This is a genomic window from Brevundimonas sp. GW821-FHT10E09 (genome assembly GCF_058809375.1).
This window is the reverse complement of record NZ_JBXASO010000002.1, coordinates 108,277-121,496: the sequence shown is the minus strand read 5'-3', so window position 1 is coordinate 121,496 and position 13,220 is coordinate 108,277. Positions and strand designations below refer to the sequence as shown.

General features: G+C 68.2%; 12 protein-coding genes. 7 read left to right on the top strand and 5 right to left on the bottom strand.

Going from position 1 to position 13,220, the window contains the following annotated elements:
• Positions 1-2: 2 nt before the first annotated feature.
• The gene (locus tag AC1RSI_RS02585) at positions 3-668 is read right to left on the bottom strand and encodes a TlpA family protein disulfide reductase (protein ID WP_154726428.1); all 666 of its coding nucleotides are present in this window, start codon (positions 666-668) and stop codon (positions 3-5) included.
• On the opposite strand from AC1RSI_RS02585, the gene argH reads away from it, so the two are divergent.
• From argH to AC1RSI_RS02565, 4 genes are read left to right on the top strand one after another with little or no spacing between them, the layout of a single operon-like run.
• A complete protein-coding gene (gene argH, locus AC1RSI_RS02580) occupies positions 667-2,103 on the top strand; it encodes an argininosuccinate lyase (protein ID WP_164952696.1) in 1,437 nt (478 codons plus the stop codon). The genes AC1RSI_RS02585 and argH overlap by 2 nt on opposite strands.
• Positions 2,100-2,330, top strand: a complete 231-nt coding sequence (locus tag AC1RSI_RS02575; protein ID WP_008262007.1) for a hypothetical protein — start codon at positions 2,100-2,102, stop codon at positions 2,328-2,330. The genes argH and AC1RSI_RS02575 overlap by 4 nt, the downstream gene beginning before the upstream one ends.
• A gap of 6 nt (positions 2,331-2,336) precedes the next feature.
• Positions 2,337-3,611: a diaminopimelate decarboxylase gene (lysA, locus tag AC1RSI_RS02570; RefSeq protein ID WP_154726429.1), complete on the top strand. Its 1,275-nt coding sequence runs from the start codon at positions 2,337-2,339 to the stop codon at positions 3,609-3,611.
• 49 nt (positions 3,612-3,660) lie between these two features.
• Positions 3,661-4,317, top strand: a complete 657-nt coding sequence (locus tag AC1RSI_RS02565) for a hypothetical protein (protein WP_154726430.1) — start codon at positions 3,661-3,663, stop codon at positions 4,315-4,317.
• Between the two features lie 6 nt (positions 4,318-4,323).
• Here the strand turns inward: AC1RSI_RS02565 and AC1RSI_RS02560 are convergent, their stop codons facing one another.
• The gene (locus AC1RSI_RS02560) at positions 4,324-4,497 is read right to left on the bottom strand and encodes a hypothetical protein (RefSeq protein WP_230307664.1); all 174 of its coding nucleotides are present in this window, start codon (positions 4,495-4,497) and stop codon (positions 4,324-4,326) included.
• An 18-nt stretch (positions 4,498-4,515) separates the two neighbouring features.
• Between AC1RSI_RS02560 and AC1RSI_RS02555 the strand changes: the two genes are divergently transcribed.
• Positions 4,516-5,379: a cation diffusion facilitator family transporter gene (locus AC1RSI_RS02555; RefSeq protein WP_230307665.1), complete on the top strand. Its 864-nt coding sequence runs from the start codon at positions 4,516-4,518 to the stop codon at positions 5,377-5,379.
• Positions 5,380-5,565: 186 nt separating this feature from the next.
• Here the strand turns inward: AC1RSI_RS02555 and AC1RSI_RS02550 are convergent, their stop codons facing one another.
• A complete protein-coding gene (locus tag AC1RSI_RS02550; protein ID WP_008262261.1) occupies positions 5,566-6,423 on the bottom strand; it encodes a glutamate racemase in 858 nt (285 codons plus the stop codon).
• Between the two features lie 128 nt (positions 6,424-6,551).
• Here AC1RSI_RS02550 and AC1RSI_RS02545 point away from each other — a divergent pair, with 128 nt between their 5' ends.
• Both AC1RSI_RS02545 and AC1RSI_RS02540 read left to right on the top strand, forming a co-directional pair.
• Positions 6,552-8,735, top strand: coding sequence for a M3 family metallopeptidase (locus AC1RSI_RS02545; protein ID WP_035308190.1), 2,184 nt, complete (start codon positions 6,552-6,554; stop codon positions 8,733-8,735).
• Between the two features lie 130 nt (positions 8,736-8,865).
• On the top strand, positions 8,866-9,831 hold the full coding sequence (locus AC1RSI_RS02540) for a magnesium and cobalt transport protein CorA (protein WP_035308188.1): 966 nt from the start codon (positions 8,866-8,868) through the stop codon (positions 9,829-9,831).
• 48 nt (positions 9,832-9,879) lie between these two features.
• Here AC1RSI_RS02540 and AC1RSI_RS02535 read toward each other — a convergent pair whose 3' ends face one another.
• Both AC1RSI_RS02535 and ppc read right to left on the bottom strand, forming a co-directional pair.
• Positions 9,880-10,218 carry a UrcA family protein gene (locus AC1RSI_RS02535; RefSeq protein ID WP_035308186.1) on the bottom strand — a complete coding sequence of 113 codons (339 nt, stop codon included), beginning with the start codon at positions 10,216-10,218 and terminating at the stop codon, positions 9,880-9,882.
• A gap of 139 nt (positions 10,219-10,357) precedes the next feature.
• Positions 10,358-13,057 carry a phosphoenolpyruvate carboxylase gene (gene ppc, locus AC1RSI_RS02530; RefSeq protein WP_328287931.1) on the bottom strand — a complete coding sequence of 900 codons (2,700 nt, stop codon included), beginning with the start codon at positions 13,055-13,057 and terminating at the stop codon, positions 10,358-10,360.
• Positions 13,058-13,220: the final 163 nt, after the last annotated feature.

Below are 13,220 nucleotides of genomic sequence, written 5' to 3'. Positions count from 1 at the left end.
CCTCAGGCGGGCGGCGTCGCTCCGGCCGGGGGCGCGCCTTCCGCCAGCAGGGCGTCGATCAGGGCGTGGGCCTCGGGGCTGTTCCAGTCGGCTTCGCCCGAGAAGGTGGCGCGGATACGGCCTTCGCGATCCAGGAAGATGGTCTGGGGCATCTTGCCCTTGCCCGGAAACTCGAACGGCAGCTGGAATTTGAGGTCGCTGTACAGCGGCAGGGGCTCGTGAACGTCGATGAAGCTCCTGGCGTCGGCCAGGGCGTCGGGCGAGGCGTCGACATTGATCGGCAGGACGATCAGATCCTCGTTGCGCTGATAGGACCGGGCCAACTGGGCCAGGGTCGGCATTTCGGTGCGGCACGGGGCGCACCACATGGCCCACAGATTGACCACCACCACCTTGCCCTCGAAGGTCGAGAACCGCACCGCCGTACCGTTGCGGTCGCGGAACATGTATTCCGGCGCGGTCTTCAGTTCGGTCGGCGTCTCCAGCGACGCCAGCGGCCCGACGGCGAACCGGGCCAGATCGCTTTTCGCCACGGGCGTCGTCTGGGGTTGCGCCTTCTGCCGATGATTGGCGTATAGCGACATCGCCAAGCCGCCGGCGCCGGCGAGCGTGCTGAACAGCACGAGCGCGCCGACGACCGCCCAGATCGCCTTTCTCGAGCCACTCATGACAGACGCCGCCTCCGATACCGCCCAAGCCAGTGCTTCTAAGGCCCCGGCCAAGCCCGCAGGTCAAGACATGTGGGGCGGCCGCTTTTCGTCGCGCCCCGCCGAGATCATGCAGGCGATCAACGTCTCCATCGGCGTGGACCAGCGTCTGTGGCGTCAGGATCTGGCCGGATCGCGCGCCCATTGCCGCATGCTGGCCAAGCAGGGCGTCATCCAGCCGGCCGACGCCGAAGCCATTCTGGGCGGGCTGGACGCCATCGAGTCTGAGATCGTCGGCGGGACCTTCCCCTTCCGTGACCAATTCGAGGACATCCACATGAATGTGGAGGCCCGGCTGTCGGAACTGATCGGCGAACCCTCGGGCCGGCTGCACACCGCCCGCAGCCGCAACGACCAGGTGGCCGTCGATTTCCGCCTGTGGGTCCGCGACGCCGCCGACCGCACCATCGGCCAGCTGAAGGCGCTTCAGGCCGCCCTGCTGGACCGGGCCGAACAGCACGCCGACGATCTGATGCCGGGCTTCACCCATCTGCAGACCGCCCAGCCCGTGACCCTGGGTCACCATCTGATGGCCTATGTCGAGATGTTCGGCCGCGACGCCGGCCGGTTCGCCGACGCCCGCACGCGGATGAACGAGAGCCCGCTGGGCGCCGCCGCCCTGGCCGGCTCGCCCTTCCCGATCGACCGCCACATGACGGCGGCCGAACTGGGCTTCGACCGGCCGATGGCCAATTCGCTGGACGCGGTGTCCGACCGCGATTTCGCGCTGGAAAGCCTGGCCGCGGCCTCGATCACGGCGGGACACCTGTCGCGCCTGGCCGAGGAGATCGTGGTCTGGATGACGCCGATGTTCGGTTTCGCCAGCCTGCCGGACGACCTGACGACCGGGTCGTCGATCATGCCGCAGAAGCGCAATCCAGACGCCGCCGAACTGGTCCGGGCCAAGACCGGCCGGATCCTGGGCTCGCTGGTCGCCCTGTCCACCGTGATGAAGGGTCTGCCGCTCGCCTATTCCAAGGACATGCAGGAAGACAAGCCGCCGGTGTTCGAGGCGTTCGACGCCCTGGACCTGGCCCTGGTCGCCATGACGGCCATGGTCTCGGCCCTGCGGCCCAATACCGAACGGATGGCGGCGGCCGCCGGCGCCGGCTTCTCGACCGCGACTGACCTGGCCGACTGGCTGGTGCGCGAACTGAACCTGCCGTTCCGCAAGGCGCACCATGTGACGGGCGCGGCGGTGAAACAGGCCGAGGCGATGGGCGTGGACCTGTCGCAACTGCCGCTGACGGAAATGCAGAAACTGGAGCCCGGGATCACGGAAGCGGTTTACAAGGTGCTGACCGCCGAGGCTTCGTGCCAAAGCCGTCAGAGCTATGGCGGCACCGCGCCGGAACAGGTCCGCGCGCGCATCGCCGACTGGAGAGCCCGCCTATGAAAAAGACCTTGATCCTCGCGGGCCTGCTCGCCCTGTCGGCCGCCGGCTGCGGCCGCATGGCCGACCTGGAATCGCCGGCGCGCGAGACCGAGCGCGCGCCGCGCAGCAGCCGCGCCCCCGGCCTGCCCGAACCGGCGACCCTGAACCGCCCGTCCAGCAGCGTGCCGATCGACGGCGGTCCCTCCAATCCGATCGGCGCCGGCGCCGCCCAGAACGATCCCCGCTAGGCCGCCTTGCATCATTTCGACCTGAAGGACGGCGCCCTGTACGCCGAAGGCGTCCCGCTCGAGATCATCGCCGACGAGGTGGGGACGCCCGTCTATGTCTATTCCACCGCGACGCTGAAGCGGCACTACGGCCTGTTGCGCGCCGCCGCCGACGCCCATCGCGAGGCCCTGGGCGAGGCCCTGATCGCCTTTGCGGTCAAGGCCAACTCCAACCTGTCGGTGCTGGCGACCCTGGCCAGGCTGGGCTCGGGCGCCGATACGGTGTCCGAGGGCGAGATTCGTCGCGCCCTGGCGGCGGGAATTCCGGCTGACCGGATCATCTTCTCCGGCGTCGGCAAGACCGATGTCGAGATGGTCTTCGCCATCGGCGTCGGCGTGCGCCAGATCAATATCGAATCCGGCGCCGAGCTGGATCGGCTGATCGCGGTCGCCGCCCTGATGCAGGCGTCGCCCGCCGTGGCCGTGCGGGTCAATCCGAATGTGGGGGCGGGCGGCCACGCCAAGATCACCACGGGCGGCAAGGGCGATAAGTTCGGCGTGCCGGTCGAGGAGGCGATGGCCCTCTACGCCCGCGCCTCGGCCTCGCCCCATGTCACGCCCGTCGGCCTGGCCTGTCACATCGGCAGCCAGATCACCGACCTGGCCCCGCTGGAGGCCGCCTTCACCGTGCTGGCCCAGATGACGCGCGACCTGCGGGCCCAGGGGCATGCGGTGACGCGGCTGGACCTGGGCGGCGGCCTGGGCGTGCCCTATTCGGGCGGGGTCGAACCGCCGTCCCCGGCCGACTATGTGGCCATGGCCGCGCGGGTCCTGTCCGGGCTGGACGTCGAGGCGGCGTTCGAGCCCGGCCGGCTGCTGGCCGCAAACGCCGGGGTGCTGCTCAGCCAGGTGATCCAGGTCAACGAACGCTCGGACGGGCGGCGCTTCCTGGTGCTGGACGCGGCGATGAACGACCTGATGCGGCCGGCCCTGTACGACGCCTTCCACGACATCAAGCCGGTCAATCCCCGTCCCGGCGCCGCCCTGTCTCATGACGTGGTGGGGCCGGTCTGCGAGACGGGCGACACCTTTGCGCGCGACCGCAGCCTGCCGCCGCTGGAGGCCGAGGATCTGGTGGTCTTCACCGGGGCCGGCGCCTATGGGGCCGTCATGGCCAGCGAATACAACAGCCGCCCCCTGGTCCCTGAGGTTCTGGTCGACGGCGACCAGTGGGCCGTCATTCGGCCGCGCCCCACCTATGAAGACATGCTGGACCGGGAACCCTTCGCCGACTGGCTGTAAGGTGGAATTGGTCTCGACCGTTATAAAGTAACGGAGTATAGGCCCGCCCATGTCGCCCGTCTCCGAACCGTCCGTGTTGCTGTCCCTGCTCGGGGGCGGCTTCGTCGCGGCCTTCCTGCACGCCGCCCTGCCGACCCATTGGCTGCCCTTCACCCTGGTGGGTCGGGCGCAGGGCTGGCGGGCGTCGCGCGTGCTGCTGGCCGTAACGGCGGCGGGCCTGGCCCATATCGCCTCGACGGCGGTGGTCGGCGGCCTGATCGTGGCGGCGGGCCTGGCGCTGGATCAGTGGGTCGAGGGGCTCCTGCCTCATCTGGCGGCGGTGCTGCTGTTCCTGTTCGGCGCCTTCTACCTGGCGCGCGCCACGGTGTTGCGGCCTGCAACAGCGGGCGGCCCGACGATGGAGGCCGCGCCGCCGGCCGTGTCCGACAAGGCCGCCTTCCTGGGCCTGGTCGCCATGATGGCGGTGTCGCCGGGCGAGGTGCTGCTGCCCATCTATCTGTCTTCGGCCTCCCAGGGCCTGGCGGCCCTGGCTCTGCTGACCCTGGTCTTCGCCGTCGGCACCATCGCCGGCATGGCGGTGTTCACGGGCCTGGCCAGCGCGGGCGCGTCGATCCTGCGGATGGAGCGGTGGGCGCGCTATGAAGGGGCGGTGCTGGGCGTGGCCCTGATCGCCCTGGGGCTGGTGATCGTTTTCCAGCCGCATTGATGGATATTACATGATAACATTCAATGCGTTATCAAGTACCAGCTTGGCCGTTGGCGCAAAGAGCGTATAGGCGAAGCCATGAACGTCTCGCTCGAACACGACCATTCCGATCATGGGCACGATCATGATGATCACGGCCATGACTCTTCGCATAGCCATCACCACCATCATCATGGGCATGGGCACGCCCATGGACCGGTGGACACCGGCGACTGGCGCTACGCCGTCGGCCTGGTGGTCAATCTGGCCTTCGTGTTCTGCGAGTTCGGCGCGGGCCTGATCGCGGATTCGACCGCCCTGCTGGCCGACGCCGGGCATAATCTGTCGGATGTCCTGGGCCTGGCCATGGCGGGCGGCGCGGCCTGGCTGGCGCGGCGCGGGGCGCACGGGGCGGCGGGCGGCCGGCGCACCTACGGCTTCGGCAAGGCGACGGTGCTGGCGGCCCTGGGCAACGCCCTGCTGCTGATCTTCGCCTGCGGGGCCATCGCCTTCGAGGCCGTGCGGCGTTTTGCAGAACCCGCGCCGGTCGGCTCGGGCGTGATCATGACGGTGGCGGCCATCGGCTTCTTCATCAATCTGGGCACCGCCCTGCTGTTCATGAAGTCCCAGCACGACCTGAACGCGCGGGGCGCCTATCTGCACATGATGGCCGACGCCGGCGTGTCGCTGGGGGTGGTGGCGGCCGGCGGGCTGATCATGCTGACCGGCTGGTCCCTGGTCGATCCGATCGTCAGCCTGGTCATCGTCGCCGTGATCCTGTGGTCGACCTGGGGCCTGCTGAAGGACTCGGTCAATCTGGCCATGGACGGGGCGCCCGCCGACGTGGACGTGGCCAAGCTGGAAAAGGCGCTGCTGGGGCTGGCGGGCGTGCGCGCGGTCCACGACCTGCACGTCTGGGGCCTGTCCACGACCGAGACCGCCCTGACGGCCCATCTGGTCCACGACCGCGAGGACGGCGTCGCCCTGCTGATGGAGGCTCAGGCGCTGGCGAAACGCCATTCCATCCGCCACACGACGCTCCAGCTGGAAAGCGAGGCCCTGCCGGACTGTCCGGGGTGTTGAGTTCCACCCACCCCCACAACCGTCATCCTAGGCCTTGTGCCTAGGATCCATAGACTCAGGACCCGCCGCATAGCGAAGAGCGGCAAAGTCTGCGCTTCATAGTCCGACACCGGGAGTATGGATCCTAGGCACAAGGCCTAGGATGACGTGCGGTGGCGGAGCACCGCGTCGGCGCCGTGTCCGCCCCTACGCTTGGGCGAACGCCAGCGGCGCGCCCCAGAATTGCGACACCATTTCCGACTGCGGACCGGCCTGGCCCGTCGTCAGGAAGTCGCGGCGGCCGCTGTCGCCCAGTTCGAATTCGGGGTGCCGCGCGAAATACCGCTCCAGCGCATCGGCCACGGCGGTCGGCTGGTTGATCAGCACCGTGCCCGCCGGCAGGGCCGAGGCGAACAGTTCGGCGATGATCTCATAGTGGGTGCAGCCCAGGATGGCCTTGTCCGGGTGGCGGCCGATGCGGCGGCGCAGGGCGTCGACGTGGTCGTCCACCACAACCTTCAACTCCTCGCGCGGGGCGCCCAGCTCGATCAGGCCCGCCAGGCCGGGGCAGGGTTCGGAGAAGACGGCGATGTCCTCGCGCCGCTTGTCGATCTCGATCTCGAAGACGCGGCTGATGGCGGTGGCGGCGGTGCAGAAGACGCCGGTGACAGCGATCGCCTCGACCTTATCCCCTTCTGCGGCGCGCTCCGCCTCGAAGCTCCAGGGCTTGCCGGTCGCGGCCTCGATGGTCGGCACGATGATGCCCAGCACATTGACCGGCCGGCCCAGCCGTTCGCGCAGGCCGGGGATCCAGGTCTGCTGCAGACGGCGCAGGGCGATGGCGCTGGCGGTGTTGCAGGCCAGGACCACGACCGAGGCGCCGGCCTCGAACAGCCGCTCGCACCCCGCCCTGGTCAGTTCGACGATGTCCTCGCCGCCGCGCCCGCCATAGGGCGCGTGGGCCTGGTCGGCCAGATAGACGAAGTCGCGCTGCGGAAAGCGCCGGGTCAGTTCGCGATGGACGGTCAGGCCGCCCACGCCGGAGTCGAAAACGCCAATAGCCATATCCGGGCTTTAGAACAGTGCGACGATCGATCCAACAAGATTACGGGCCTTTAACGGGCGGGACAGGTGACGATCCGGTCCGGTGCGCCTAAGTGTGACACCGACATGATTTTTCCACGGAGCATTCCATGCACAGACGCCAGCTTCTCATCGCGGGCGGCAGCCTGATGGCCCTCTCGGCCTGCGCCTCCACCGGATCCGGCGCTACGCCCGCCGCCGGCGCGCCGACCGCCATGGACCTGGCTGAAGAAGGCCGCATCGCCCGCGCCGTCCTGCCGGCCGCGACGCCCAAGGCCGAACTGCTGCAGCCGTGGACCGGTTCGTATGACGGCCTGCCGCCGTTCGACAAGGTGACCCCGGCCAAGCTGCGCGAGGCCATGCTGGAAGGCATCGAGCTGCAACGCGCCGACATCGCCGCCATCGCGAACAACCCGGAGGCCCCGACCTTCGCCAACACCATGGCGGCGCTGGAGCTGGCCGGTGAGCCGCTGGACCGGGCGTCCAACCTCTATGGCGTCATGACCTCCAATATCGGCGGCGAGGCCTATGACGCGGTCGACACCGAACTGTCGCCCATCCTGTCGGCGGCCTCGGACGAGATCACCTTCAACGCGGCCCTGTTCCAGCGCGTCAAGACCGTCGCCGACAACGCCGACGCCATGGGCCTGAGCGCCCAGCAGAAGCGTCTGGCCGAGCGTCGTCGCGACGCCTTCATCCGTTCGGGCGCCAATCTGGACGCGGCCGGCAAGGCCGAGCTGGGCCGGATCAACACCGCCCTGTCCAACGCCTTCACCCGTTTCGGCCAGAAGGTGGTGGCCGACGAGAACGCCTGGACCCTGATCACCAACGAAGCCGGCCTGGCCGGCCTGCCCGCCTCGAACAAGGCCGCCGCCGCCTCGGCCGCGCGCAGCCGCAATCTCCAGGGCTGGGCCATTCTGAACACCCGTTCGGCCGTCGATCCCTTCCTGACCTTCGCCGACGACCGGGCCCTGCGCGAGCAGGTCTGGAAGAAGTTCGTCAATCGCGGCGACAACGGCGACGCCAACGACACCAATGCGACCATCGCCGAGATCGTGAAGCTGCGCGATCAGCGGGCCAAGCTGCTGGGCTATCGCAACCATGCCGAACTGCGGATGCAGGACACCATGGCCAAGACCCCGGCCAATGCGCAGAACCTGATGGACCGCGTCTGGGCTCCCGCCAAGGCCCGCGTGGCCGAGGAGGTCGCCGACATGAAGGCGATCGCCGGTTTCGACATCGAGCCGTGGGACTACCTCTACTTCGCCGAGAAGGTGCGCAAGGCCAAGTACGACCTGGATCAGAACCAGCTGAAGCCGTACTTCGAACTGAACGCCGTCCGCGCTGGCTCCTTCGCCATGGCCGAACGTCTGTACGGCTTCAAGTTCACCAAACTGCCCAAGGGTTCGGTCCCGACCTTCGAGCCGGACGTCGAGGTCTATGAACTGCACGACAAGGCCACCGGCAAGCTGATCGGCCTCTACTACACCGACGACTACGCCCGTCCGGGCAAGCGTTCGGGCGCCTGGATGACCACCTACCGGTCCTTCTCGACGCTAGACGGATCGAAGGTGATCCTGGGCTCGAACAACAACAACTTCACCAAGCCCGAGCCCGGCGAGCCGGTGCTTATCTCGCTGGACGACGCCGAGACCCTGTTCCACGAGTTCGGCCACACCCTGCACTACTTCTCGTCGAACGTGACCTATCCGTCGTTCGGCAATACGCCGCGCGACTTCGTCGAATATCCGTCGCAGGTCCACGAGCACTGGGTGCTGAGCCGGCCGATCCTGGACGGCTATCTGAAACACTATCAGACCGGCGAGGCCATGCCCCAGGCCCTGGTCGACAAGATCCAGGCCTCGTCCACCTTCAACCAGGGCTATGCGACGGTTAGCTACCTGTCGTCCGCCATCGTCGACATGGACCTGCACACGCAAACCACGCCGCCGACCGACATCGACGCCTTCGAGAAGGCCAGCCTGGCGCGCATCGGCATGCCCAGGGAGATCGTGATGCGGCACCGCCTGCCGCAGTTCAATCACCTGTTCACGTCCGACGCCTATTCGGCCGGCTACTACAGCTACCTGTGGTCCGAGACGATGGACGCCGACACCTGGGCCTATTTCGAGGAGTCGGGCGACGTCTTCAATCCGGACATCGCGGGCCGGTTCAAGTCGATCATGCTGGCGCCGGGCAACACTACCGACCGGGCCGAAGCCTATCGCGCCTTCCGCGGTCGCGCCCCGGACGTGGCGGCCCTGCTGAAGGTCCGCGGCTTCCCGGTGTCCTGATCCTGGCCTGTCGGCCTTCGGCCGAGTTGGACTGAATGAGCGAACGGCCGGCGGAGCGATCCGCCGGCCGTTTCGTTTGGGCGCGACCTGGCCTAGATCAGGATCAGAATCCGCCGAGAGAAGAGCCCGCATGTCCGTCGTCGCCTCCTACGTCTATCGTGACGGCAAGCGCGTACGGGCGGCGCCGCTGACGGAAAAGGGCCTGACGATGAAACCCGGCGAATTCGTCTGGATCGGCCTGCACGAGCCGACCGACGCCGAGTTCGATGTCCTGGTGAAGCGGTTCCACCTTCACCCCCTGGCGGTCGAGGACGCCCTGTCGGCCCACCAGATGCCCAAGGTCGAAGTCTATGGCCACGAACTGTTCGTCGTCGCCCGCACCGCCGAAAAGGTGGACGACGTCATCCGCTATGGCGAGACCCACGTCTTCGTCGGCACGGACCACGTTATCAGCATTCGCCACGGCTCGGCCCGGTCGCACACGGCCCTGCGCGCCCAGCTGGAGGCCTCCCCCGAACAGCTTCGCGCCGGTCCCGACTTCGTCCTGCACGGGGTGCTGGACTTCATCGCCGACGCCTATGTGCCGATCGTCGACGGAGCCGAGGACAGCGTGCTGGAGCTGGAGCAGCGCGCGCTGGAGGCCTTCCTGTCGCGGCGCGAGATCCGCCGCCTGTTCACCCTGCGCCGCGAACTGCTGAAGTTCCGGCGCATCCTGGGGCCGATGGAGGAGGTGGCGGGTCGGCTGCAGTCGCTGGACCTGCCCTGTATCGACCCGGACATCCGACCCTATTTCCGCGACATCGCCGACCATGTGCGTCGGGTGAACAGCCGGTTGAACGGGCTGACGGACATCCTGGCCTCGGTGTTCGAGGTCGCCAATCTGCTGGAACAGCAGCGGCAGGGGGTGATCACCCGCAAGCTGGCCTCATGGGCGGCGCTGCTGGCCGTGCCGACGGCCATCGCCGGCATCTACGGCATGAACTTCGAGTTCATGCCCGAACTGCACTGGCGTTACGGCTACGCGGCCGTGATGGGTCTGATCGTCGCGGTCTGCGTCGGCCTCTACATCACCTTCAAACGCACGAAGTGGCTGTAGGCCGGCCGATGCGGCGAAGGGCGACGGGCGCCCTTCGCCGGTCTTGGATCAGCTGTTGGCGAACAGGCCGACGACCTGGGCGACCTGACGGGCGTCGCGCGGGGCGCGGGCGTAGTCGACCTGGCGCGAACGCGGCAGTTGGCGCATCGCCTCGGCGCGAACGGCCGAGCGGCAGGCGTGGCTGCGAACGATCCGGCTGCCCGTAACGGTGAAGTTGCGGCACAGGTCTGCGGCGGCCTGGTCGATGCGGCCGTCGAAGGCGGCGGCGCCGGCGGCCGAGGACAGGTCCAGATCGCGGAAGGCGATCCGCGCGTCATCGCTTTGGGCCAGGGCGGGGGACACGGACAGGACGGCGACGGCGAAGAGAACGGGGGAGAGAACCTTCATCGCTTTGCTCCTAAAGAGAAAGATAATCGCTCGAAACGGCGACGAAGGCGCAATACGCGTGTTGTGTAACAGCTCAATGAGGGTTCAGCCGCCGATCCAAGACAGGCGGATTAAATCGTCGTCATGGTTGCGGCTGTAATCAGCCGCTGTTGCGCAGCCCTGCCGCCACGCCGTTGATCGCCAGCAGAATCCCCTCGCGAACACGGGGGTCTTCATCCCCGGCGCGGCGGCGGCGGATCAGTTCGATCTGCACATGGTTCAGCGGCTCGACATAGGGCATCCGCAGCCGGATCAGCCGATCCAGCTCGGGCTGGCCGCCCAGCAGCCTGTCATGGCCGGTGATGGCCAGGACGGCGTCGTGGGTTCTCTGCCACTCGTCGCGGATCTCGCCATAGATGCGCGCCGCCAGCGCCGGATCGGGCACCAGGGTGGCGTAACGGCGGGCGACCGTCATGTCCGACTTGGCCATGACCATTTCCATGTTCTGGACCAGGGTGCGGAAGAAGGGCCAGACCTCGGCCATGGCCTTCAGTTCGGCCATGTCCTGGCCCTGGACGGCCGAACCGAAACCGAACCAGCCGGGCAGCATGACCCGGCTCTGCGACCAGCTGAACACCCAGGGAATGGCGCGCAGATCCTCGATCCGGGTCGAGGCGGTGCGCGATGACGGGCGCGAGCCGATCTTCAGATCGGCGATCTCGGCGATGGGGGTGGCGGCGCGGTAATAGTCGACGAAGCCGTCGGTCTCATAGACCAGCTTGCGATAGGCGGCCATCGACCGGGCGGACAGGTCCGACAGGGTGGCGCCGTGGTCGGCGGTGAACACGTGATCCTTGCCCTGGTCCAGCGAGGCCAGGACGGCGCCGCAGGTCAGGGCGTCGAGGTTGCGCAGGGCGATCTCGGGCTCGCCGTATTTGTTGGCGATGACCTCGCCCTGTTCGGTGGTGCGGATGCGGCCCTGAACCGTGCCTTCCGGCTGGGCCAGCACCCCGGCGAAGGACGAACCCCCGCCGCGCCCGACCGTGCCGCCGCGCCCGTGGAACAGCTGCAGCTTCAGGCCGGCGGCCTTGGTCACCTCGACCAGGGCGCGCGAGGCCTCGTGCAGCTCCCAGCCGGACGTCAGATACGAGCCGTCCTTGTTGGAGTCCGAATAGCCGATCATCACTTCCTGAACGCCGCGCGCCTTGGCGACGGCCAGGGCGGACGGCTCCTTCAGCAGGCGCTCCAGCGTCGGACGCGAGGCGCGCAGGTCTTCGATGGTCTCGAACAGGGGGGCGGCCTGGATCGGGCAGGCGGCGGGATCCTCGGGGCGATAGAGGCCGACCTCCTTGAGCAGCAGATAGACCTCCAGCAGGTCCGAGGCCGCGTCGGTCTTGGAGACGATATGGGTGCGGATCGCCTGGGGGCCGAAGGCGGCCAGGGCCTCGGCGGCGGCCTGAAGAATGCCGCGCTCCTTCAGGGTTTCGGCGGCGTAGTCGGCATAGGGGCTGAACAACAGGCGCGGCGAGGCCAGTTCCGCGGCGAGCACCGAAAGCCGCCCCTCTTCGTCCAGACCGGAATAGTCGGCGCAGACCCCGGCCGTCTTCAGCAGGTCGGCGACGACCCGTTCGTGGACGTCCGAGTTCTGGCGCAGGTCCAGGGTCGCCATGTGAAAGCCGAAGATCTCGACGGCGGTGACCAGGTCGCTGAGCCGGTCGTCGGCGAAGACCTCGCCATTATACGCCATCAGGCTGTCGCGCATGATCTTCAGATCGGCCTCGAAGGCGTCGGGGCCGGGGTAGGGCTCGGCGGCGACAACGGCGCGGCGGGGCGGCGGGGTTCCGCCCCGCGCCTCATAGGTGGCGGCCAGGCGACCGTAGACGCCGGTCAGGGCGCGTCGATAGGGTTCGTCGGCGCGATGGGGGGACGGGTCGTGGGCGGCGTCCGCCAAGACGGCCAGTTCCGGCGAGACCTGGGCCAGTTCGGCCGCCAGACTGAGCTCGGCGCCCAGGGCGTGAACCTCTTCCAGGTAATAACCCAGGACGGCGCGGGACTGGGTGCGGAAGGCGGCGGCCAGCACGGCGCCGTCGACGTTCGGATTGCCGTCCCGATCGCCGCCGACCCAGGTGCCGACCCGCATGAAGGGCTGAAGGTCCGGGGCGTCCAGCAGGCGCCGCCAGGCCGACAACTGCTTCGGTGCGACGCGCAGGAAGATGCGGTCCAGGAAGGAGACGACGGTGTCGATCTCGTCCTGCACCACCAGTCCCTGGGTGCGGACCAGACGCGTGGCCCACAGGATGACGATCTGGCGGCGCAGCGGTTGGTTGATCTGGGCGGCGGAACAGGCGTCGCCGGCCTTGTCGCAGGCGTCCAGCATGTCGCTGACGGCGGCGATCCGGTCGATGACGCTCTTGCGCCGCACCTCGGACGGGTGGGCGGTCAGGACCGGCGAGACCAGGGCCTCGTCCAGCAGGGCGCGCACCGCCGCCTTGTCCACCTTCTGTTCGGCCAGCCGTTGCAGGGCGCCTTCGGGCGTATCGGGACGGGCGCCGGCCACGACCTGGTCCTGGGCGCGACGACGGGTGGCGCGATCCTCGGCGATATTGGCCAGCAGGGAGAACAGGGCGAAGCCGTGGGCCAGGCCGGCGGCCTGATCCACCGTCATGGCGGTCAACAGCTTCTCCAGCCGCTTGGCCGGATGCGAGGCCGGGTCGCGGTGATAGGCGACCGAGGCCTGGCGCACCGCCTCGACATGATCGAACAGATCCTGGCCGCCTTCCTGACGAATGACCTCGCCCAGAATGCCGCCCAGCAGTCGGACTTCTTCACGCAGGGCGTCGTCGGCGGCGGGGGTCATCATCGGCATGTCCTAGTCGGCAGCGGGGAGACCGGCATGTGAAAGAGCCGAAACGCCGCCGTCAACGCACGTTCCATGACAGGTCGCGATAGGAAAGGTCATGGTGAACCCGCCGTTAGGGTTTCTTAACCGGCGCGATGCAAGACTGGGCGTGAAGGATTCCGCC

Excerpts from the sequence above, each read along its gene's own strand:
- argH (WP_164952696.1), top strand. The coding sequence starts at position 667 with ATGACAGACGCCGCCTCCGATACCGCCCAAGCCAGTGCTTCTAAGGCC.
- AC1RSI_RS02585 (WP_154726428.1), bottom strand. The coding sequence starts at position 668 with ATGAGTGGCTCGAGAAAGGCGATCTGGGCGGTCGTCGGCGCGCTCGTG.
- AC1RSI_RS02575 (WP_008262007.1), top strand. The coding sequence starts at position 2,100 with ATGAAAAAGACCTTGATCCTCGCGGGCCTGCTCGCCCTGTCGGCCGCC.
- AC1RSI_RS02565 (WP_154726430.1), top strand. The coding sequence starts at position 3,661 with ATGTCGCCCGTCTCCGAACCGTCCGTGTTGCTGTCCCTGCTCGGGGGC.
- AC1RSI_RS02560 (WP_230307664.1), bottom strand. The coding sequence starts at position 4,497 with ATGCCCATGATGATGGTGGTGATGGCTATGCGAAGAGTCATGGCCGTG.
- AC1RSI_RS02550 (WP_008262261.1), bottom strand. The coding sequence starts at position 6,423 with ATGGCTATTGGCGTTTTCGACTCCGGCGTGGGCGGCCTGACCGTCCAT.
- AC1RSI_RS02545 (WP_035308190.1), top strand. The coding sequence starts at position 6,552 with ATGCACAGACGCCAGCTTCTCATCGCGGGCGGCAGCCTGATGGCCCTC.
- AC1RSI_RS02540 (WP_035308188.1), top strand. The coding sequence starts at position 8,866 with ATGTCCGTCGTCGCCTCCTACGTCTATCGTGACGGCAAGCGCGTACGG.
- AC1RSI_RS02535 (WP_035308186.1), bottom strand. The coding sequence starts at position 10,218 with ATGAAGGTTCTCTCCCCCGTTCTCTTCGCCGTCGCCGTCCTGTCCGTG.
- ppc (WP_328287931.1), bottom strand. The coding sequence starts at position 13,057 with ATGATGACCCCCGCCGCCGACGACGCCCTGCGTGAAGAAGTCCGACTG.